The sequence below is a fragment of the Acidithrix ferrooxidans genome, from assembly GCF_000949295.1.
Classification (GTDB): domain Bacteria; phylum Actinomycetota; class Acidimicrobiia; order Acidimicrobiales; family Acidimicrobiaceae; genus Acidithrix; species Acidithrix ferrooxidans.
The window spans coordinates 1-22,488 of sequence record NZ_JXYS01000067.1 but is presented as its reverse complement, the minus strand read 5'-3'; the positions used below and the strand labels follow the sequence as shown (position 1 = coordinate 22,488).

The 22,488-nt window shown below is 47.7% G+C and carries 17 protein-coding genes; 9 read left to right on the top strand and 8 right to left on the bottom strand.

Annotated elements, in window-relative coordinates; all coding sequences use genetic code 11:
• Positions 1-119 precede the first annotated feature (119 nt).
• A complete protein-coding gene (locus AXFE_RS10120) occupies positions 120-848 on the top strand; it encodes an SOS response-associated peptidase (RefSeq protein ID WP_052605743.1) in 729 nt (242 codons plus the stop codon).
• Positions 849-902: 54 nt separating this feature from the next.
• Here the strand turns inward: AXFE_RS10120 and dxs are convergent, their stop codons facing one another.
• Complete coding sequence (gene dxs / locus AXFE_RS10115) at positions 903-2,816, bottom strand: 1-deoxy-D-xylulose-5-phosphate synthase (RefSeq protein ID WP_052605742.1); 1,914 nt, start codon at positions 2,814-2,816, stop codon at positions 903-905.
• An 886-nt stretch (positions 2,817-3,702) separates the two neighbouring features.
• Here dxs and AXFE_RS10105 point away from each other — a divergent pair.
• Complete coding sequence (locus tag AXFE_RS10105) at positions 3,703-5,319, top strand: proton-conducting transporter transmembrane domain-containing protein (protein WP_052605740.1); 1,617 nt, start codon at positions 3,703-3,705, stop codon at positions 5,317-5,319.
• Positions 5,316-7,838, top strand: coding sequence for a DUF2309 domain-containing protein (locus AXFE_RS10100; protein ID WP_052605739.1), 2,523 nt, complete (start codon positions 5,316-5,318; stop codon positions 7,836-7,838). Before AXFE_RS10105 ends, AXFE_RS10100 begins: the two co-directional genes overlap by 4 nt.
• A 681-nt stretch (positions 7,839-8,519) precedes the next feature.
• On the opposite strand, the gene AXFE_RS10090 is transcribed toward AXFE_RS10100, so the two are convergent.
• The gene (locus AXFE_RS10090; RefSeq protein WP_052605737.1) at positions 8,520-10,223 is read right to left on the bottom strand and encodes a hypothetical protein; all 1,704 of its coding nucleotides are present in this window, start codon (positions 10,221-10,223) and stop codon (positions 8,520-8,522) included.
• 466 nt (positions 10,224-10,689) lie between these two features.
• Here AXFE_RS10090 and AXFE_RS10085 point away from each other — a divergent pair, with 466 nt between their 5' ends.
• The 3 genes from AXFE_RS10085 to AXFE_RS18490 all read left to right on the top strand — a co-directional run bounded on the left by AXFE_RS10085 (position 10,690) and on the right by AXFE_RS18490 (position 11,990).
• Positions 10,690-11,034 carry a lycopene cyclase domain-containing protein gene (locus AXFE_RS10085; protein WP_235347744.1) on the top strand — a complete coding sequence of 115 codons (345 nt, stop codon included), beginning with the start codon at positions 10,690-10,692 and terminating at the stop codon, positions 11,032-11,034.
• Between the two features lie 4 nt (positions 11,035-11,038).
• A complete protein-coding gene (locus AXFE_RS10080) occupies positions 11,039-11,350 on the top strand; it encodes a lycopene cyclase domain-containing protein (RefSeq protein WP_052605736.1) in 312 nt (103 codons plus the stop codon).
• A 112-nt stretch (positions 11,351-11,462) separates the two neighbouring features.
• Positions 11,463-11,990 (top strand): sterol desaturase family protein, encoded by a 528-nt coding sequence (locus tag AXFE_RS18490; protein WP_082058652.1) that lies wholly within the window; start codon positions 11,463-11,465, stop codon positions 11,988-11,990.
• Here AXFE_RS18490 and AXFE_RS10075 read toward each other — a convergent pair.
• The 4 genes from AXFE_RS10075 to AXFE_RS10060 all read right to left on the bottom strand — a co-directional run bounded on the left by AXFE_RS10075 (position 11,904) and on the right by AXFE_RS10060 (position 17,059).
• On the bottom strand, positions 11,904-12,761 hold the full coding sequence (locus AXFE_RS10075) for a phytoene/squalene synthase family protein (protein WP_052605735.1): 858 nt from the start codon (positions 12,759-12,761) through the stop codon (positions 11,904-11,906). The genes AXFE_RS18490 and AXFE_RS10075 overlap by 87 nt on opposite strands.
• Positions 12,755-14,260, bottom strand: a complete 1,506-nt coding sequence (locus AXFE_RS10070) for a phytoene desaturase family protein (RefSeq protein WP_052605734.1) — start codon at positions 14,258-14,260, stop codon at positions 12,755-12,757. The genes AXFE_RS10075 and AXFE_RS10070 overlap by 7 nt, the downstream gene beginning before the upstream one ends.
• A 21-nt stretch (positions 14,261-14,281) precedes the next feature.
• Entirely contained in the window at positions 14,282-15,337 is a 1,056-nt protein-coding gene (locus AXFE_RS10065; protein ID WP_160291816.1) for a polyprenyl synthetase family protein, read from the bottom strand.
• Between the two features lie 708 nt (positions 15,338-16,045).
• Positions 16,046-17,059, bottom strand: coding sequence for a lysylphosphatidylglycerol synthase transmembrane domain-containing protein (locus tag AXFE_RS10060; protein ID WP_052605732.1), 1,014 nt, complete (start codon positions 17,057-17,059; stop codon positions 16,046-16,048).
• A gap of 327 nt (positions 17,060-17,386) precedes the next feature.
• Between AXFE_RS10060 and AXFE_RS10055 the strand changes: the two genes are divergently transcribed.
• Genes AXFE_RS10055 through AXFE_RS10045 form a run of 3 tightly spaced genes read left to right on the top strand, consistent with a single transcriptional unit; the run spans position 17,387 to position 20,768 of the window.
• Positions 17,387-18,778, top strand: a complete 1,392-nt coding sequence (locus AXFE_RS10055; protein ID WP_052605731.1) for a TldD/PmbA family protein — start codon at positions 17,387-17,389, stop codon at positions 18,776-18,778.
• A complete protein-coding gene (locus AXFE_RS10050; RefSeq protein WP_052605730.1) occupies positions 18,771-20,114 on the top strand; it encodes a TldD/PmbA family protein in 1,344 nt (447 codons plus the stop codon). Before AXFE_RS10055 ends, AXFE_RS10050 begins: the two co-directional genes overlap by 8 nt.
• Before the next feature lie 9 nt (positions 20,115-20,123).
• Positions 20,124-20,768 (top strand): PHP domain-containing protein, encoded by a 645-nt coding sequence (locus AXFE_RS10045; RefSeq protein WP_052605729.1) that lies wholly within the window; start codon positions 20,124-20,126, stop codon positions 20,766-20,768.
• A gap of 95 nt (positions 20,769-20,863) precedes the next feature.
• Here AXFE_RS10045 and AXFE_RS21480 read toward each other — a convergent pair whose 3' ends face one another.
• Positions 20,864-21,268 (bottom strand): zinc ribbon domain-containing protein, encoded by a 405-nt coding sequence (locus AXFE_RS21480; protein WP_082058656.1) that lies wholly within the window; start codon positions 21,266-21,268, stop codon positions 20,864-20,866.
• 602 nt (positions 21,269-21,870) lie between these two features.
• Positions 21,871-22,488 (bottom strand): IS630 family transposase (locus AXFE_RS10035; RefSeq protein ID WP_152626019.1); only part of this gene is annotated, 618 nt, incomplete at its 5' end.

The window sequence follows — 22,488 nt, the reverse complement described above, 5'->3', positions numbered from 1 at the left end:
AGACTACAGCCCAAAAACCGGGAATAATTCTTCCAAAGTCAGCTAATGATACGATTTCCCACCAAACTCCAACTATTACGGCTAGGGTTAGGGTATTAGAATCTAAGGTGGCTTTTTAAATGTGCGGCAGGTTTACTCAGAATATATCCATCTCAGAAATTATCTCAAAATATCAAAGTCCACAAATTGGCAAAATAGTCAAAGACGAATCTCTCGTCGAAATCGCGGCAAATGAGAACTTTAACCTCGCACCAAGCGAGCGGGCTATTGTTATAAAGGGCGCAAAAACCGAAGTGTCCTATCTTGGTTTTGAAACGTTTGGAGCCAATTTCACCTTTGGAACTCCAGCTAGAACAAAACTAATAATCAATGCGCGCTCTGAAACTGCCAATGAAAAGGCTTCCTTTTCAAAAGCGCTTCGAAATCGCCGAATTGCGATACCTATAAATGGCTATTTCGAATGGCAGACCTCAAATGGCAAAAAGATCCCATTCTTCATTCGTCTCGATTCGAATGACATCTCTTTACTGGCAGGCCTCGAGGTTCCAGATAGAACCACTGGGTTGCTCTCATTCGTTATTTTAACTCGCGATGCAAATGAAACCATCTCTGGTATCCACGACAGAATGCCCTGCTTTGTCCCGCAAGATCTCCTTGGGGAGTGGATCAACGGGGAAATAGATTCCAAAGGCGAGTCAGATAAACTCCTAAGTGAAATCTCTACCTACACCTTGGCTTCAAAGCCGACCTTCTTTGAAGTATCAAAGGCAGTAGCTTCCCCGAGCTTCAAAGGTGCAAAGGCTATCGAGCCGCTAACCGCTGAAAAAATAAGTGCAGAAGTAGCTTGATTGCCGAAAGCCAAGAGCACCTCGAAGTTCATCTATAGCTCAAATCTAAAGTAACTATGCGATTTGGTTGTGGTTTAGATGCGCCATAACACTCTTTGCGATGCCAATACCATCCAGCCCTAAGCGAGCTAGTATATCGTTGGGTTTCCCCTGCTTTATGAATCCAATCGGGACGCCCAATTGGACCACCTCGGTCGGATCTACTAGTTGGCTCTGGTTGAGTTGATACGAGAGATGAGAGCCCACTCCACCAGGAACAAATCCGTCTTCAACAACAAATACATGGGTCATACTAGTAAGTTCTCGCATCATTTTAGAGCACAGAGGCTTAATGATGCGAGGATCCCAAGCTGTCACATCTAGACCTTGGTCCTCAAGAAGGTTCGCAGCTTCAAGCGCAAACTCCGCCATCTTTCCAACCCCAACAATCGCAATAGAGCCATTGCCGCCGCGTAATTTATGAGCTGCAAACGGATCTAAGGGAGGAAGCAAACCATCGAGCGTCGTGACTCCAGTAGTCTTTGGAAATCGAATAACCGCAGGTCCCGAAAGGTTCAAAGACGCTTCAAGGGCACTCCGAAGTGCATCTGTACCCGATGGCGCAAAGATCGTTAGATTTGGTATTGCCAACATCTCTACCATGTCCAACAGACCATGATGACTTGGGCCATCATCGCCTGTGATGCCAGCCCTATCTAAGATAAAGACGACTGGAAGATTGTGGAGCGAGACGTCAAGATTTACTTGATCGAAGGCGCGAGCTATAAAAGTCGAATAAATCGCTACCACTGGACGTAGCCCACCCATCGCCATCCCGGCCGCACTAGTAACCGCATGCGCTTCAGCTATACCAACATCAAAAAAACGCTCTGGAAAGTTAGCTTCAAATTTCAATAAACCGGTTGGCCCTGGCATGGCAGCCGTAATCGCAACGATCTCTGAACGATGCGATGCGATCTCAATCAATTTCTCAGAAAAGGCATCGGTAAAAGACTCTCGATTCTTTATCGCGATGAGAGGGGCAACCTTGAGATCGTGCAGACACTGCACTTCATCCTGCTCGGCTGGGCCATATCCATGGCCCTTGTGTGTCATGACGTGAACTACGATTGGGCCATCCCACTCCTTGGCACCAGCTAAGGCATACCCCATCGCAGAGATATCGTGGCCATCGATCGGCCCAGTATAGCGGACTCCCAAAGCTTCAAAAAAGACGCGAGGCTCAATTGCCTCACGAAGCGCCGTAGTCAAGCCAACTATGCCAGAGGATGCTATAGAGCCCACCCGTGGGAATTCGCTAAGGATCTGGCGAATGCGACCTCTAGCTTGAATATAGGTTGGGTTGAGTCGTATCTTTGTAATTGATGAAGATAACCTTGAGATGGTTGGTGCATAACTTCGACCATTATCGTTCCAGATTATGATCACTTTCTTATTTCCGTGGCCAATATTATTTAGCGCCTCATACGCTAGTCCTCCCGTAAGAGCGCCATCACCAACGACAGCGACCACATAACGAGTTGGATCCGAAGCGACTTGAGCATCGGAGGTTCCAACCAGTGGACCGCGACCTAAATTCATGGCACATGCTAAACCATGAGCGTAGCTAAGAGCCGTAGATGCATGTGAATTCTCAATCCAATCATGCTCTGATTCACTTCGGCTTGGATATCCAGAAAGACCACCCTCCTGTCTCAAAGTGTCGAACATGTCACGTCGACCTGTGAGGATCTTATGGACGTATGCCTGATGGCCCGTGTCAAAGAGAACGACGTCCTTTGGGGATTCAAAGGATAAATGAATTGCTACGGTTAGTTCAACCGCTCCAAGGTTCGAACCGAGATGGCCACCTGTTACCTTGACCTTATCAACTATAAACTCTCGAATCTCCGCGCAAAGTCTAATCAGTTCACCGCTTGTCAAGCGTTTCAGATCTGAAGGACCATCTATATTCTCAAGAACTGTCAAAGCTCACCTCCGCAGTCGTCGTCGATCGTCGACGCTGCACCTTAGCTAAACCCCATAGTTGAAACAGTTTCCAATTTCAACGGTGTTTCGCATTATTGAACATCATGCAACAAACCGACATTCCTGCGATTCTCATGTAGATGAACATTGCTATCAACGATAAACCAAGTCTAGAAGTTATGCGGAACCATATGGAATTATTTGTAGTAATTAGCCACATATAGTGATTCTTGACACGTCTTTTGACGAAATAAAAATAGCGACGACTCGATAAACACCAGCCAAGTCAGTAAAAATTTAAGCAAACTCCAACCGCTTGCTCGATCTCCGAACGATGAAACCGGCATCAGGGATGAATCTTGGGCAATTTCAGTCGGCCAAAAACTTATGCCCATGCTAAACCCGCAATTTTGGTGGGCCTGGATCTCCTTTGTCTGATGGTAAAGACGAACAAAACTACGAAGACTAAAGCCAGCAGCTTCAGGCTTCAGCCATTCCAACACTAGACCATCTAGCCCATATCCTTCCGTTGCGAATTTGACACCACAGATCAATCTGCTACAAATTAATCCAGGCAAAAATCACTCGGACAAATGCGCTGACGTGCCAATAAATAAGGTCAGAAGCACAATAGCAGTTCTGCTCCGTAGACCCTTGCCAAGGTGAGACTAACTCATGCGCAGGAAGTAGCAATCAACACGGATCGAAATCCAACCTCTCAGCATTTTTACCATCGTCACCAACGCGCTCGTCGACGCTGAACAGGTAACCACCTACGTCAATACAAGGGTTTATTGAAATTATACGATATTTGTTTCATGAATTACTTTTCGTATATATAATCTATGTAATTGATTAAATATCGCCACAAACGGAGGTTAAAGAGTTGGATACTGGAATAGCTCTAAATGGCTCAACAGCCACTGTCGTGTTACCACTTTTCGCCGCAGGCGTGCTGTGTCTCGTACCTCGTCGTTGGGTAGCGCGATTGAGCGTATGGGCCGCCTGGTTAGTTGTAGCGTGTGCCCTATTGGTTATGGTCAAGGTATCCACTGGCGCTAATATATTCTCTCACATCTCTCTGATTCCTATAACAAAGCACCCTTACTTCGCATCAAATCGTCTTAGTGCCGTCCTGATGATCTTCATCGCTACGATCGGCGCTATCGTATCAACATTTTCATTGCGCTTTCTCCAGCAAGACCTGCTCAATAGACGGTACTTTGTCGCGTCCCAGGTGCTAATTGCCTCCTCGATAGCCGTTGCAACGGCAACCACTCTCGCGGTACTATCTTGTGCATGGATCATAGCGGATGCATCCTTTCTTGCCCTGCTCTTTTACCGTCGAGAACTTCCTGGAGTAGCTGAAGCCCTTCGACGCACTTTGACTTACTTTTCCATAGGGGCGATCGCTATGGTGGGTGCTGTGCTTCTTGTGCTCAACCGTGTAGGAAATCTCAACATCACAAGCCTTGGCGCACAACACGAGGCCCTAACTGCGCTCGGAGGCGAGGCTCTGCCAGTTGGCGCGCTTTTGATGGTGGCCATCCTCATTCGAAGCGCTCAAGGTCCAGCGGCTCGTTGGATGCCACCAACAGTCAACGCACCCACGCCTGTCAGCGCTCTACTTCACGCTGGAGTGGTAAATGGAGGTGGCATCTTACTACTACGAATAGGTGTACTCGCAGAGTCATCGAACTTGGTAACCGCTCTCGCCTTTGCCATCGTCACCATAACCGCAATAGTTGCAGCTCTAGCGATCCGCTTTCGCAGCGACATAAAAGGCGAACTCACCATCTCTACCATCTCCCAGATGGGATTTATGATTAGTGAAGCGACTATCGGTGCAAACCTAGCCACACTCATGCATCTCCTGGGACATGGCACATACAAAGCTTCTCGATTTCTAAATTCACCTTCAGCGATTGGAAAGCCTAGCGGCCACAACGCGCCAGCCAAAGCAAATCACCCGCCCATAAAGACAAAAGCCATCGCAGCTCTGGGTGCCTTGGTCGCAGTTTCGGCTGCTTATCCCGGAGCATCGGGTCATCGAGGAGGTCTCATTTTGCTCGGATTCGTTGCTTGCACCATCTACGTTGCTATATCAAACGCTGCCCGGAACCTAGCTGGCCAACCAAAACTCATTGTGACCATTGCAGGGGCGACTCTCCTTGGTTCAGCGGCCTATGGAGCGATCCTCGGTGGTCTTGATCGTTGGATGTCATCCTCTTTGGCGGTTGTTCCCTCTGGAGCGCTTTCACCATGGTGGCTCATAGTCGCCCTCGGAGTGGCCTTGGGATTGGAACGCCTTAGCACAATACCCACACTCGAACGTCACCTTCGAGTGTGGTCAATAAACTTCGGCAGTATTAGCCGCCATGGCTTTTACCACATCCCAAATACCTGGGCCAAAGTTTCGCCGCCAAAGACAAGCCGACGACAATACCAACGAATCTTGATGCAATCCGAAAGTTCCATCGAAAAAGAAGAAGCAGCAGCATGAAAAAAGAGCGTGTTCAAAATTCCAAGCCCCTCTCGCTTATCAAAGAGATAGAACAAGCCGCAGAAGTACTCGCACCCATATGGCCATTGACGAATTTCGTCGCCGTAAATCCCCTATGGGACCTTCGCGACCTGGGGTTTCATGGCGCCATTCGCTACGCCCGTCAATACCTCGGTATTGACGGGTACCTCCCCGAGAGTCTGGCTGACTTAGCAATAAAGCAGTCTCGTCTCATCTCGAAGGATATCGACGAAGCAACTATAGAGGCGAATATCTTGGCCGAACAATACCAGAAAGAGATTGAACCCCTCGAAATGGTCCTTCCGAGTCAACTCATCGATCACATCCACGGCACTCAACTTTCCACAATGATAGAAGAAGAGATGGCAAAGTGGTGTGCTTCTTTTTTAACTGCCTCCGATAAAAATGCCGAAAATGGCTTCTACGACTATTGGAGGCGACACGTCGTTATCGATCCGGCAGCGCGAAAAATCGTAGGGAAAAAGGAACACAAATCCTTAGGAGCCTTCGGAGAGACTCCACTAATAGCAATTACAAAAGCGCTAGAAGATCTCAAGGCTCCTCAAGAGCTACACATACAGTTATTTCGGCTCACCCTAACTCGGCTATTGGGTTGGGCAGGACATGCAAAGTGGCGCTCACAATGGGCCGATCCATCACATCCGGGGCCGAAACTCTACTTGGATAGCCTGCTTGCCGTAGGACTTGTCTACGAAGCGGTTGTGGCTAATGCCTTGAAAACCACAGAGATCACCTCGGTAAAAACCAACGCATCTTGCCCTCCTCTGACCCATGAACCAAAGAGGAAAAGAGCGACGACGAAGGATAATTCAAACAGATCCGGCTGGGAAGCCCTATCCCAACTTTCACCGGACCGCCAGAGCGCTGTCATCTTACGTGCTTATGAGAACCACTACCGCGATGAGCTTTTGACGATCATCGAATCGAAATCGAGCTGCGAAAGCTCCTCAGAATTCTCCAATGAACCCACGACGGCGAGCGTACAGGCTATCTTCTGTATTGACGTCAGATCAGAAGGAATCCGTCGCCAGCTTGAAGCAACTGATATAGCCGGAGAAATCGAAACATATGGCTTTGCAGGTTTCTTTGGCATCCCAGCCAACTTCGCCGCATTTGGAGAATCCACACCGATCCCATTAAGCCCTGTTCTGTTGCAGCCGACTATCTCAAGCTACGAAGTTCCCAATCAAGATAATGACAGTTCTCTAAAAAGAAGAATGGCAATATCAGAGGTCGAAAGGGCGAGTTATTCCGCTTTTGAGAGGACTCGCCATGGAGCCACCTCGGCCTACGTACTTGCGGAAGCAACAGGAGTTGCAGCCGGTGCAATCGCAATTGCACGTACTATTAGCCCAAGAGGGTATGCATCTATTCGCTCGTTTGCTAGAGGACAACGTTCGGGACCGATCTCAACTCACATAGAAATAGGCGATAGAAACGAAAGTTTTACGATCGACGAACAAGTCAATATGGCCGAAAATACCCTTAGAGCAATAGGTCTAATAGGCAACTTCGCTCCGATAGTGCTGGTATGTGGCCATGGAAGTAGCACCGAAAACAACGCATTCTTCTCAGCTTTTCACTGTGGTGCGTGCGGTGGTAACCGCGGAGCCAACAGCGCTCGTATCTTTGCTACTATCCTAAACACCAGCGACGTGCGTACAGGATTGACTGGACGCGGCATTGCAATCCCAGATTCAACCATATTCATCGCAGGCGAGCACGACACATCGATCGATTTGGTAACTCTACTCGACACCCAAAATGCGACACTAACGCACAAGAGCGAGATAGAGTCGCTGAAACAGGCGCTCATCCAAGCAGGAGAAAAACTAGCTCAAGAACGTGTTAGATCCTTACCTGGGGCACCGGCCGGAGGAGGTACGGCCCACGTAGCACGTCGGGCTAGCGATTGGGCACAGATTACTCCGGAGTGGGGCTTAGCTCGTAATGCCGCAATGATTATAGGACCTCGATCGACGACTGCGGGTCTGGATCTAAATCGCCGTACCTTTCTTCACTCCTACAATGCAAGCATCGACCCCGACGGTACTTTACTCACAGCGATTCTCACGGCCCCAATGGTGGTTGCGCACTGGATAAATGCGCAATACTACTTCTCTAGTGTCGATGCAGCCACCTTCTCCGCAGGAGACAAGGTAGCCCACAACGTCGTTGGAGACACGGGAGTTATACTTGGTGCGGGCGGCGACTTGTTGGTTGGCCTAACACGTCAATCACTCTTTGATCAAGACATGGCCTACCACGAACCGATGCGTCTTCTCACCTTGGTAGAGGCGCCCATTGAACGAATCGAACAAGTCATCGATGCCAACCAAATCCTTCAGCAACTCTTCAATGGAGCATGGGTCCACCTAGTTGCCCGCGAAAACGAAGATAGCCGATGGATGATCCGCTCGACCGCCAGACAGTGGTACCCATGGCAAACTAGCCCAGAGCACGATAAGAAGGCGTAAAAAAATCAAATCTTTCAAACAATGGCCAAAAATGAGACTATGAATTGAAACCATGCAGAGTGGAGTTCCAGAGTGGGTTGTCATATAGACAGAAAGAGTTAGAAATAGAGCCCTCAAAAGAGCAAAACTCTCCCAAGGCAGATCAAGATTCGATCCCTCAGATTGCTTGTTAGATTGTAAGGAGCAAAGCCCTTGTCGGTCCTCCTTGCAATCCTTGCATTACGGCGCTTTGGGTTCACGCGAACGACCGGCGCCTAACCGCCACGCAAACCCAAAGAGCCAGAATCTCGTGCCTAAGACCGCAGAACCAATTCAGTTAGCGCTAGCGGCCAGTCCGTCTTTGAAGACAGTTTATCGAAATGCACTCATACGATGAGGAAAAATCCCTAGCGAAGATCTCGCCCCAAACCAACGAATAGACGACTTCGTCGCCAGAAAACAAGCCGCTAAAAAGACAATCCCATTGCCATCCTCCGCCGGATCGCCATAGAGCGCTCTTTCAAAGGACCCAAAACCCCTGGTAATCAGAGATATCAAATCTACTAAAGAGCATCTACCACCATCATCTCCATCAGATGATGGTGGTTACCAAAGGCGATTCAAGTCGAAGCTGGCCTGGTGCAAGTCCATCTCGAAATGGAAACTTTCGTTTAGTTATCACGGAAATTTCAACGCAGTCTCTCAATAACCAGTCATAATGAGGTAATTGCCTCCCTTTGATACCGAGATCTCGGCCCTACCTCCCTTTGCTCTTGCAATCTTTGCGCCGACCGCTGATTCAAATGGCGAGAAATTTATTGGCAATAGATACGATCCAGCTTTAGCAATAGAGACTGAAATTGTAGTTACTCCGATTGAGCGAATTTGAAGTGGCGCCGAAGGACAACCAGCCACTTCAAAGACCTTGAACTCTCCAATTTTTATTGGATTAACAAGGTAAGTAGAAGGTGATGCTACGATCTGAGCCTCCCGTTGCGAACTATAGTCATAGGGGGCCGGAGGCAAAATCACCGCCCGAACTTGATTGCTACAAAGCCAATCTTTGTACTCTCGTGAAGTCAATCTCACACCATAAAAAATCTCATTCTGATTGAAGTCGCTTTGCCGGAACCACCCCCGTGCCAGGGGAATCTGACTATTAGCTAGAAAATATGAGCCCTCATGCAAAAGAGAGTCGACATATTCTACCCTTTGCCCAGGGTACGAAGCTTTGAGCACACGAACAAGGCCACTCCAGTTGGAGCTATTTGTCAGCCAAGCGGCACTTGGATCAAAGATCGGAGCTTCGATTGAGATAAATTCCCACCCAACGCCCAAAAGATATAGGAGCGCAAAAACCGCCAATCGTACTTTCCTGCTTTTAGGACCCCTTGTGGAACCCTTTGAGAAAAGATACAAGACGGCAATCAAAATCGGTGAGATTTCACCCACACGAGCAATATTCCCACCTAACGTTGTCGACACGGTGAACAAAATAAGCGAACCCGCCATGTACAAAAGGGTAGGGATGACAATGGGGGCGCGCTCTCCATCGTCCACAAACACGTTCACAACAACCAAGAGAATCAGGGAAAAACCAAGAACCAGCCCTAAGTCAGAGCCAAAAAATGGATACTTGCCACCGATCCCAAAGTACTTTGAAATCTCATAGTCGCCAAAAAGCCCTAAAAGTGGTAGCCCCATGCCAATGCGAGTGATTGACGAACCAAGTAAGACCCCCAAGGCCTTCTTGGCACGGAGCCAAGCTGACCCCAAACCGGCAACTTTTATTGGATGATAATTTGCCGACTCCTTAGTGAGGAATCTAACGGCACTAAAAGTGACGCCAACCAAAATCCAAACAAGAACCAATGGCGAAGTAGCACCAGCCAAAATCAAAAAAAGACAATATGAGACCCAGGAGCGCTTATTCATGGCGACTATAGCAAATGACGCAAAAGCCAGCGATGTCAAAAACGGGTATGCCCCAGTAAGAATTAACGCACCCGCCGGAACACCAATAGCCACGGCAGTGGAGATCGTGCCAAAGTAACTACCAAGGAAGCCAGGTCGATCAGAATCTACTCCATTCCAAGAGATCGCCCTTAGCTTTAAACAAAAAGAGGAGACCACTCCAGAGATCGCCATCAAACCAAGGATTGGTGGTAGCCATGTGGTCGTAAATGCCGCTAGGGGGTAGTAGATGTAGGAGTAGCCAAGAAATTGGAACTTGCCAAAATACCAAAAATTATCCCAAAAAATAAGGCGATGGTACTTTGCAAAAAGAGCGGTTAGGTAGAGATGCGCTGCAGTATCATTTCCAAAACGGACCAATGCTACCAAAACAACCGCAACTAAGCCCGTTATCAGAGGCGCGAGGATCAATTGGCGTGATTTAGCAAACAAATCGAACTATTACCTTCGCTTTATGGTCATTCATTAATCATTAGACTAAAGCCACTTTACTTCTTTAATCCAAACGCCGCTAGCAGTACTCATGGGATCGTTCGACTTTATCCCTCCCCTTGAAATACGAAAGCACAAAACTTCCTCACAAGCAATCGACAAGGTTCCTGCTTTGGACCATGCCTCACCTTTCCTAACTCGGATTCAAATAAGAGGTGAGATCGCTTTAACTGGGTAATACTTGAACTAGGTAACACTTGGCCACCTACAAATTTCTAGTTGAAAGGTCTTCCCATTTCGCTCGCCTTGACGCGCAAAGTTTGACTTGCTATAGACATGCTTTAGCCATAGGGGCCAACCTTATCAATATCAAGTCACATTGAGCACTACCATTAGTAAGATTGGGTTAGCTTTTATAAGGAATTTGACAAACCCGCGTGCCTTCGAATCAGAAAACAGACTCGAGATGAAGTCGATCAACCACCTACAATACTTAATCGTGTTAGCGCTCTGCCTCATAGGTACGTTGCCACTGGAACTCGTCATTGGGGCTAAGGTCTACCGCAAGCCGCTCAGACTGGCAATCTCATTAATACCTATCGCGCTACTTTTCTCGCTTTTCGACATCTACTCCATCCATGCCAATTGGTGGTATTATGCCAAGCGCTACGTAAGCGGCGTCACCCTTCCAGGCAAACTTCCCCTGGAGGAGCTCCTATTTTTCTTGATCATACCAATTTGCGCACTTTTGACATATGAGGCCGTCCACGTGCTGCTAGAGCCAAGACAAAAAAGACCAACGAGGCGCTAGATCCATGCATGCATACACCATTGGCGCACTGGCCGCCGTGGCTCTTTCGATAATCTTTGAACTCTTTGTTATGAAAGGCCGGATCTACTTCAAAAAAGAATTCTGGATCACAATTTTAATTATCGTACTATTTCAAATCCCGACCGATGGCTGGCTCACAAAAACCTCAGCCCCAATTGTCATATATAATCCCAACCACTTCTCCGGCTTACGAATACCATTTTCCATCCCCATCGAGGACTTCCTCTACGGCTTTGCGCTTGTCTCAGCGGTCTTGAGCATTTGGGAACGCCTAAGACAAAGAGAAGACAGATAGCTGCTGACCTTGAGATATAAGTGCTCTAGAACCACTCTCTAGCTGGCATTGCTCCAACTAGATCTTTAGATTCTCTATACTGATATATTAGAGATAACCTAAAGAGGTCCACATGCTCTTCAAAGTTTCAATTGTAATCGCAACATTCTTTCTGATGGAGCCGATCGCATATTTGGCCCATCGGCTAATAATGCATGGCTTTGGTTGGATTCTTCACGCCAGCCATCATCAAACTCGCCTTAAAAAGATCGAGGCAAACGACGCTTATCCCGTAGCCTTTGCCGCTTTTACCATCGCAGCTATAGCGCTTGGAACAACAACGTCAAAATTTTCAATCCTTGTTCCAGTTGGCATTGGAATTACCATCTATGGAGCGGCTTATGCATTCATGCATGACATCTACATCCATAAGAGGCTCTTCAATGTGCCCACCATTTCATTCCTAGAACCCCTAAGATACGCCCACCAGATCCACCACCTCTACAATGGCGAACCCTACGGAATGCTATTCCCAATAGTCCCAAAGTCAGTTCGAGCAAGGGCGGATGCGGTACTAGCCAACAATCGCGCCAATGGCTACTCTGAACTTCTTCCATGGGGCAACACTCACACGACTCCCAAATACATCGAAGTTGACTAATTCAATCTCTTCTAAGATTCCTGAATAAAGTTCTCGTGCGCCAGCTACGCAGGCCGCAGAACGAGGCGGCAAAAAACGATCCCCCAGACGGGACTGCTCATAGATTTCCCTATTTCGGGCGATCTCAAATTGCATCAATTCTCTAAATTCAAAATCAGATCGTCTGGTCTCAAAAGCGCTCATGGCCTTAAACTGCTCAATATCTTCAAGCGGAATATAGATTCTTCCACGCTGTAAGTCCTCTGAGACATCTCTCAAAAAGTTTGTCAGCTGAAAAGCAAAGCCTAGATCCCTAGCCGGCTTTCGGGCGTATTTAGACGATGGCTCCAAAACTGGTAATGTCATCTCACCTATAACGGCAGCAGAGCCTTCCATGTAGGTCAAAAGGTCTTCATAAGTCTCGTATCTGAATTTGGAAAAGTCCAGCCTCATCGATTCGGCAAATTTACTAAAAAGATCAAGATCGATTTCAAAACGAAGAACCGTGTCTACGACAGCCATCAATATTGGATCATTTGAAAAACCAACCTTTACATCGGTGAAAAAGCGCCCTACGAAGGCCCCCAGGGCACTCTCCCGGTCAGAAATTGGGACATCTCCGAGATCGTCAACGATATCGTCTGCATATCGACAAAAGCCATAAAGCGCATGTATATGTCGCCTCATCGCCTGAGGAAGTAGAAAAGTGGAATAGTAATAAGACTTACCAAAGCGCATATTTAGAGATCTGCATCGCTCATAGGAGCCATCTAGTTCCCGTTGGGTCACCATCTAGTTGCCTTGCCGATTCTTTGAGCAACTAACTTTCCAGAGATCAAAACCATAGGAACACCCACCCCGGGCACAGTAGACGATCCAACAAAATAAAGGCCGGGGATTCTCTTGTCGTAATTATTCGGACGAAACGGTCCAGTTTGAAAGAAACGATGCGAAAGAGAAAATGGGGTTCCTCTCTCCATTCCCATAGCTTGCCAATCCAGAGGGTCTATCGCCTTCTCAAGCACAATATTCGAGGTCCCTGCTCCAAGAATACCTCTGTGAGCTAAACGCGCTTTAAAGTCGGAAATTGCTATGTCTCGCTCATATCGCCAATCAATCTTGCCATCAAGATTCGGGACGGGTTCTAAGGCGTAGACTATCGAGGAACCGTCCGGTGCTAAAGTTGGATCACTGTGAGTAGGAATTGTCACCAGAATAGATGGGCTCTCCATTCTCGTTCCACTCTTGAGAAGCGAATCAAAGGACTCTTTCCACTTTTTACCAAAATAGATATTATGATGAGCGTGCTCCACGCTCGGTTTACCATCGATACCCATCAAAAGTAAAAGAGCAGATGGTGAATACTCCCCCTTGCGTGATACGCGTGGGGCCTGCTCCCCGCCCAATAAATCTCTGTAGACACCCGGCAATTCACCGTTGGCCACTACCGCATCAGCGCTAAAGCGCTCGCCATCTTCAAGTTCAATCCCAACAACACTTCCACGCGATCCCATTGATCTCAGAATGCGCGAAACCTTTGAATTGAGACGAAACTCCACTCCATTCGCCTTAGCAACCTTCGCGAGGGCTTGAGGAATCGCACTCATTCCTCCTTTAGGAAAGTACACACCCTCGATCGTATCCATATAAGTAATTACCGCATAGACGGCCAGGGCATCATAAGGAGAAAGACCTGCATAAAGAGACTGAAAAGAAAAGAGCTTCTGAAGTCTAGGATCGTCAAAATACCGTTCAACGAGCGGAGCAAGTCGTCCAAAGGCCCCCATTTGAATAAGGCGCAGCCCTGGCATAAGTGGGTTCAAGAAATCTAGAGGTGAATCAAAATTACGGTCAATAAAGTTCTCGACCTCAAGAGCATATAGCTTTCTTAGATAGGCGCAAAACCTATCGAATGCAGCTGCATCCTTAGAACCAGCAACACTTCGAATCTCTTGTCTCATCGCCTCCTGGCCAGCACGTACCGATATCACGCCGCCACCGGATGGCCCCGCTTCGTCCTCAAAATTTGCACGATACATTGGGTCAAGCTTGATGAGTTCAAGTTCATCAGATAAGTTAGCGCCATTGGCATTGAAGACATCTGATAAAAGATTTAACATCGTAAGAACAGAAGGTCCGGTGTCAATAGAGAAACCATTAGAGGCAAAGAGGCCACTGCGGCCCCCCACTCGATCCGCACTATCAAAAACAGTTACCTCATAGCCGTCACGCCTAAGATAACTTGCAGCGGATAGGCCCCCTAATCCTGCGCCAATTACGGCAATTCTCATATCGCTATCCTTAATCTTAGACTAGAGAGCTCGCGAGGCGATAAAGACGGCGAGGTCTCTTAGGTCAGCCTTTGCCGAATCCAAAAGGTAGCACTCGTCTAAAGCCAACAAAGACGATTCAACAAGCATCTCGACTCGATCCTCAACCATCGCCTTTGATCCGCAATCCTCAATCATCTCCATCATCGCGAGGATCTGGCTCTCATTCGGTAGATCAAGGGCAAACAGTCTTTCAAACTCTGATTTTGCGAGACCAGTCAGGCGGTCCATGGTCATCGCGACCAGGGTGGTTGGCTTACCTTCCCTCAAGTCATCACCGACAGGCTTACCAGTTATGGTGCTATCGCCAAAGATACCCAATAGGTCGTCTTTGAGTTGGAAAGCTTCACCGAGAGGAAGCCCAAAACGTGACAGTTCCTCCATCTGGTCTAAAGATGCCCCGGCCAAAGAGGCGCCTATCTGAAGTGGTCGCTCGATCGTGTATTTCCCGGATTTATAGATGCTTACCTTCTGCGCCGATTCGACAGTCGGCCTACCTTTGGCAGTTCCAATAAGGTCAAGGTACTGTCCAATATTTACTTCAAGTCGGAGTTCAGAGTAGATCTTGCGGGTCGCAAGTGGCGCGGCTTCCATCATCATATCTGCATAGACAAATGCTAAATCACCTATCAAGATCCCGATACCCTCGCCGAAGCGTCGACTCTCACCTCTGTAAGAAGATATCCTATGCTCTTCGATAAATCGCTCATGAACAGTCGATGAGCCACGTCTAGTAGAAGAGCCGTCCATAATATCGTCGTGCAATAGGGCAAAAGTATGTAGCAACTCAAGAGAAGTTAAAAGATCCACTAGAATAGGAGCGTCTCCATATCCTCCGGAGCCCAAGTATCCGTAGTAACAAAAAGCAGGTCGAAGCCTCTTCCCGCCCGAGGCAACCATCTTCTCAAGTGCTTCAAAAGGAACGATCAATCCGTCGTCAACGCGCTCCCACCTTGGCTTTTCGTCGTCAAAAAGTTTTGTCAAGCGTCGATCAACCAATTGGGCAATTGTTCGCAAACCTGCCGGAGCTCGATCCAACTGCATCTCCTTAGTCAAAACACTTTCCTAGCGCCTAGTTTAGTTTTTTCTTTCACTTCGAATCGACCACCTAACAACATGTGCAAATACACAGCAGGAACCTGCAAAAATAGACCGAACATAAATCGCATCTTATTGAGCCAACAAACACCCATAAATTATTTCTAAAATCAGAATAATTATCACTAAATCCAAAAATTCCCAAAATTAGCATCTAAACCTTCGCATGCCAAAGTTAAAGATCAAGAAAAACGCAACGAATCATCGACCTTTCAATCAAACTATCGAAATACTTCGACAGCTATCACGATCAAAATCTGAACTCGCCTAACCTACACAATTGAAAAAGCAAGAGCCAGTCGATAGATTTACAGACATAGATAACACTAAAGAATGTTCTAAACTTCCAAAGTGGTCTCATTTCAGGGCCGGAAAGCTCTTTTATTAGAACTTATCGAAAACGTCCAAGATATCGGTCTAAGTAAATGCACACCTAATCTTATTCAAAGTCGATTTTAAAGGCTCAGGTAATCACCCTTGGTTCAGCGGTAAAACGCGAGCCATCCTAGACCCACAGCTAAATGGATCATAAGGCCGGACCATCAAAGACAGTAATCTTTTGCATTTGATTCATTCGAAAGAGCCAGATGGGCTGACCAAGTCTAACGCAAATCTCAATACAACGCTATCGAATCCGAGAACGAGCAGCTAAGGGTTGTCTGCTCGCCTTTGTACGAGTCGCTTTGAACCCATTGCGAAGCTAGGAGCCCCAAAGAGCGAAGCAGCGATATTTATAGCGTAGACCAAAAGACCAAACTCAATAGCAGGGGCCGATCGAATTCCCAGTGGGTGCAGCATAAGAACCAAAGCACCCTCTCGAACGCCAAGGCCGCCAATAGTTAGTGGTAGAACTTGCAACATGGCAATGGTGGGTACCAAAACAAATAGTGCCCGCCATCCAATGGAGATAGAAAGCGCCGAAGCCGCGAAGATACTAGCAGCAACGACACATATTTGATATAAAAATGCCCATCCAATAAGGCGTAAAAACTCTGTGGGATTCTCGCGAAACCTTCCGAGACCCTTGGATATCGAAGACATTACACCATTTAAAAAACGCAACTTAGAAGCGACGGGGAACTGCCACTTTAATATGGATAGCCTAACCAAAACAAAAAGAGCCACCAAAGTAACAAATGCTATAACCATAATCATTTGAGAGACTGAACCAAGTTGTAGCATACTAGGGTCGCTAGCTACGCCAAAAAGAACCAGTAGCGGCAACACCAACCAACCAGTTAATCTTTCCAGAACCACCGATGCCACAGAGTCAGAGGATGCCTTGGAAACCGACCCAAGCCACTTCGCACGGATCACGTCGCCACCAACAGTGGAGGGCAAAAAATTGCCAGCGAACATTCCTGCAAGCTGCAACTCAATCAGATCCCTAAATCGCGACTTTACATCCAGTGCGGCTAGAACTCGGTGCCAGCGGACCACAGAGACGGCAATTCCCACGAGCGTAACAACAAAGGCAAAGGCTATGAGGCTAAAGCCGCGCCTGCCAATCTGCTCAATTCGGTTCCAGTCCACTTTTGTAACCAAAACATAAAACATTATCAAGGTCGATACGTAACGAAGATAAGGGAATGCCCGCTTTATGGATGTTTGCGAGATAGTTGAAACTGCTGAATTTTTTCCCTCGAGATGGTCTTCACCCATTAGATTTCCGCACTTTAGGAGTTGAGAACTGACTTATTCTATCGTTTAGGCTGATTGGAATCTACAGACGCCTCTCGATTCACCGACGGGAAACTCCAACCCTACTGATCCCCTTCAATCAATTAGCTCGAAAATCGTCGCAAGCTTAGTTGAGTTAACCTTACTTGAAGTATATGCCAAAACCATTGTTTAGCGAGTGTCCAAGTAATCGTCGATCGACAGCCATAGACCAGCAATGGCAAGATACCACTTTAGAACAGCGTTTTAATCTATAGATCGCCTAGATTAAGTTAAATTAATAGTCGAAACAAATTGGGAGTATGGTTCATGATTGAGTCCAATCTCGTGGAAAAGGTTATCCGATCCGCGCTAAGTCGAGGTGGTGACTTCGCAGAGATCTTCGTAGAAGAAAAGACCACCTTTTCGGCTTCCCTTGATGACGCGATCGTCGAAGAACTTTCATCCGGTACAGCTCGAGGAGCCGGAATTAGAGTTCGCTATGGTGACACAACCGGCTTTGCTCATACAGCAGATCTAAGCGAGAATGGCCTATTACGCGCCGCGCAAGCAGCATCTTCGCTTGCGCAAAATAGCTCGAAGTCAAGACAAATAATGGCACTGCAAGAGCGAGTCTTTTCACCAATCGATCCGCTCAAAAACCTTCCTATGACGATAGCAAAAGATCGCAAAATCGAACTTCTAAAACACCTCAATGATGCAGCTCGTTCAGCAGGTTCGGCCATTCGACAAGTTGGGGCGTCATACTCCGACTCGTTAAGGAGATTTTTGGTCGCCAATTCAGATGGCGTCTTCGTTGAAGAAGAGCAGATAAGAACTCGAATCTCAATCTCCGCAATTGCATTAGGAGACACAGGGATGCAGGGGGGTTATGAAACCGTTGCCATGACCAAGGGGTTCGAAATCTTTCAAGATCTAGATATCGAGCAGATGGCGCTCAAAGCTGCTAATCGAGCGATCTTAAAACTTTCCGCACGGCCCGCACCATCCGGACAAGTACCAGTCGTCCTAAATGGCTTAGGTGGCGGAGTCCTCTTCCACGAAGCGTGTGGTCACGGTCTTGAGGCTGACCACGTTCTCAAAGAGTCATCTGTATATGCAGGAAAAATAGGTCGTAGCGTTGCAAGTCCATTGGTAACGCTCCTAGACGATGGAACCGTAACCGATCAATGGGGTACCTTCCATCACGACGACGAAGGTCATATCTCCTCAAAGAACACCTTGATCCAAGATGGCGTCTTGGTCGATTACATGTGGGATCAAACCCAAGGCGACAGAACCAAGCGAGACTCTTCAGGAAACGGACGCCGTCAAAGTTACGCCCATCTACCAATGGTTAGAATGACAAATACTTATCTCATGCCTGGCGAGTCAACACCGCAAGAGATCATAGCCGATACTGAATACGGCATCTACGTCTCGCAACTAGGTGGCGGCCAAGTAAATACCGCCACTGGAGACTTCGTCTTTGGAATGACAGAGGCATACCTAATTGAAGATGGTCGCATAACCGCCCCGTTGCGAGAGGCGAATTTAATTGGAAACGGACCAGAAGTTCTGGCGAACATCGATGCCGTTGCCAACGATTTCTCGATAGTACCTGGAACCTGTGGAAAAGATGGGCAAAGTGTCCCGGTTGGCTGCGGACAGCCAACACTAAGGATTAAAGCTGTTACAGTAGGAGGAACCGCGGGTGCCTGATCTAATTAAAATTGGCCAACGAATTGCCGATATGGCCTCTGGCGGCGAAGAGATAGAGGCATATGCTATCTGGGAGCGTGAGACCTCCATACGCGTCTACAACTCAGAGATTGAATCGCTCACCACATCTGAATCATCAGGAATCGGTATACGTGTCATCCGGGATAAAAGAGTCGGAATTTCATATGCTGGAACCCTCGAAGACGACGACCTCAAAAGAGCCCTAGAAGAGGCCCGGGATAATTCCCGGTTTGCTTCACAAGATCCTTTCGCTGGGATCGCCGAACCCGACGGAGTCGATGGGCCCAAGCTCAACCTATGGTCGGTCGACATCACAAATACACCAACTGAAAATAAGATATCCCTTGCCCTTGAGCTTGAGAAGGTAACGCTTTCCAAAGATCGTCGCATCAAATCCCTCAATTCATCGAACTACGGAGACGTTAGTGTAGAGAGCGCTATCGTAAATTCAAAAGGCATAGCAAGCTACACCCAACAAACCTACTGTTGGCTTTGGGCATACGCCCTAGCTATGCAGGACGACGAGACCCAGACTGGCTTTGGCCTCCACGCCTCGAGGGACTTTGCGGGTATCGACTTAGAATACGCAGCCCAAGAGGCAGCTTATAAATCCACACGAATGCTTGGCGCGAAAAAGCCCAAGTCTTCGAATCTGATTGCGGTCTTCGAACCAGATATCTCATCCTCGTTTATTGGCATCATCTCCAGCACCCTCTCCGCCGAGGCAGTTCAAAAAGGTCGATCAATCTTTTCAGGAAGAGTTGGCGAAAATGTTGCAAATAGCAGATTGAACCTAATCGACGATCCTTCGGATCCACGATTCTTTTCATCGGCAAATTACGACGACGAAGGTCTCGCATCCAGGCAAAACCTTCTGATCAAAAATGGAAGTCTCAAGGGATACCTCTACGATAGCTATACCGCTCGCAAAGAAGGCGTGGCGCCCACTGGCTCTGCTATTCGAGGTGGCATCGCGGGCTCCTGCTCTCCGGGCCCCAGAGCTCCCTACATAGAGCCCGGAGAAAGATCCAAGGAAGAGATCGTCTCTGAAATAACCGATGGTGTCCTAATTCAATCGGTATCAGGAATTCATTCTGGCGTCAACCCAGTAAGCGGAGATTTCTCAGTTGGTGCAGAGGGAATTAGAATCCACGACGGCGAATTAAAGGAGCCGATCAAAGAGTTTACGATTGCATCCAACCTACAAAAGATGCTCCTTGATATTCGATCGATTGGCTCAGATTTAACGATACGACCGAGTGGTGCTGCTGGAGTAACTTTAGCAATTGGCAACATAAACCTAAGCGGCTCCTAGGTTTAGCCGTTGAAGATAGACCTCCACACACATACTCATCGTTCCGGGGATTCAACCACCACCTACGAAGAATATATAGAGGCCTTCCAATCCTCAAATTTGGATAAGGTGGCCGTAACCGACCACCTTACCATTGAGGGCGCATTGAACCTTCGAGAACGCCTCGGGGACACGATCATCATAGGTCAAGAATTTCGGGTCAAGGAAGGCGAGCTTATTGGCCTCTTCATCGAAAAAAAAATACCTCCGGGCCTAGATGCCAGAACCGCATCCAAGATGATTAGGGACCAAGGTGGACTAGTTTACGTTCCTCACCCAGGTGATCAAGGAAGAACCTCTCTCACCTATGAAACACTATTTATGCTTGCCAACGAGAAAATGATTGACATTATTGAAATCGGCAACTCTAGGTGGAGTCCTAACGGGTTCAACCAAAAAGCTCAAAGCATTGCCACCAAAACCTCAGTTTCCACGGGAGCTGGTAGTGATTCACATGTCGAGACCGCCATCGGCTCATCTTATTGCGACCTTGGCGATGCTCCCTGGAACGATTCAAGCCAATTCCTATTAGCACTGAGCGGCGCAAGCCTTACAATCGATTGGTTTGATCCGCCGCGAAAGTGGAAGTCGCGAATAGTACCATCGAGCCATTAGCACCCACGACACATTCGAGACAGTGAGCCTCCCCGCCCTTACAGACGGGGCTTCTGACCTCGCCGTTTGGTTGGAGTCACCTGACATCGCTTGCATCATGCCACCGCTACCGACTGGTCTAGTGCTAATGAATTAGCACTGGTAGATGAGTTTGCTAGTTTCGGCTTGCTTGTCTGAGATATCTCAGACAAGGCCCGGTTCTGGGCACTACTTCGGGCTCTGGCCTTAGGGCACTGCACCTTTTGGTGTGTCTTGCGTTGATCGGGTGACCAATGTTTTTCAGCTCGAAGATACGTGACTAAGATTGTTGTATCTAGTCCAATTGAAGAGCACTCTGCGTATATCGCCTTCTGGAGAATGTTTATTGCTCCTAGGGCGTCTCGATGACAGCTGAACCCACAGATAGGGTTCTTGCATCGGTAGTGCCGACCTGATGGTCGCTTGCGTCTTAAGCACGCAGGGCAAGTTTGGCTAGAGTATGACTCGTTTAGGGGTTGTATCTCTAAGTTAGTTTTCTAATTGAGGTATTGCTCTTGAGGGCCTCTTGACCACTGGGATAGTTGCTGGCGACCGTGGCGACCCATGGATCGTTTGGCTTTACTATGTTTTTCTATCCCTCTTACGTCACCAACTATGAGTGTGGCGGTGTTGTGGTTGATGACGTGATTGGCCGGCTTTTTGGACACCTGAGCATTCCAAAACTCTTTACCAGTCCTTTACCACAGGGGTCATTGCGAAATAACCGTTTTGGCGTATTCGACAGCAACGCATTTACTCAAAATGGTTGCTTAGAATTCAAGAACTCCCCTCGAGCGTTTCTTTGGATCCAAAGAAATAAGCAGTCCGGTAATTGGATCTGAAAGTTGTGTTCTTAGCTCCATTGAATTCGAACTAAAGGGGTTTGATTCCAATACGTAGTTTAGGAACCAGTTACCCTTTGTGCTACTCCTGGCTTAGAGTGGTCCGTAATCCTCAGAAAAGCGAAAGACAACTTTCTAATCCAACAGCGGGAGGACTATGGACAAATAAATATCAGAAAACGAGCCATTTAGGCATTAATTAAGGGACCTTCTAGTGTCCCCTCTCATAAGTTCCCTGAGTTCTAGTTCCCCAGATACTTTGCCATCGATGCGAATATCTCGTCAGCTGTCTTTACCCACCTAAATGGTGTTGGGTCTTGGTTCCAGCGCTCTGCCCAGGTGTTGATCGAAGCAACGAGTTGCTTTTGTGACTTATGGGTGGATGTGTGGAGCATTTTGGTAGTCAGTTCCGAGAACCATCTCTCAACCAGGTTCATCCACGAGGAGTAGGTGGGTGTAAAATGGAAGTGGAATCTCGGGTTTTTTATGAGCCAGGCCCGTACAGCATCGGTTTTATGCGTTGCATAATTGTCCAGGATGATATGGACTTCGAGTTCTTTTGGAACTTCTTTTTTCACCTGATCCAAAAAGGCTATGAACTCGATCGCCCGATGAGCCTTTGTGGTGTTGGTGATCACCTTGCCAGAGGCAACATCAAGTGCTGCAAAGAGATTTGTTGTGCCGTTGCGTTTGTAGTCATGTGTTTGCCGCTCTGGAACAAAAGGTCTCATGGGAAGCAGTGGCTGGGTTCTATCCAACGCCTGGATCTGTGTCTTTTCGTCAATACATAGTACCAGTGCAGCATCAGGGGGATTGAGATAGATCCCAGTTATGTCGCGGACCTTTTCGGTAAAGGCCGG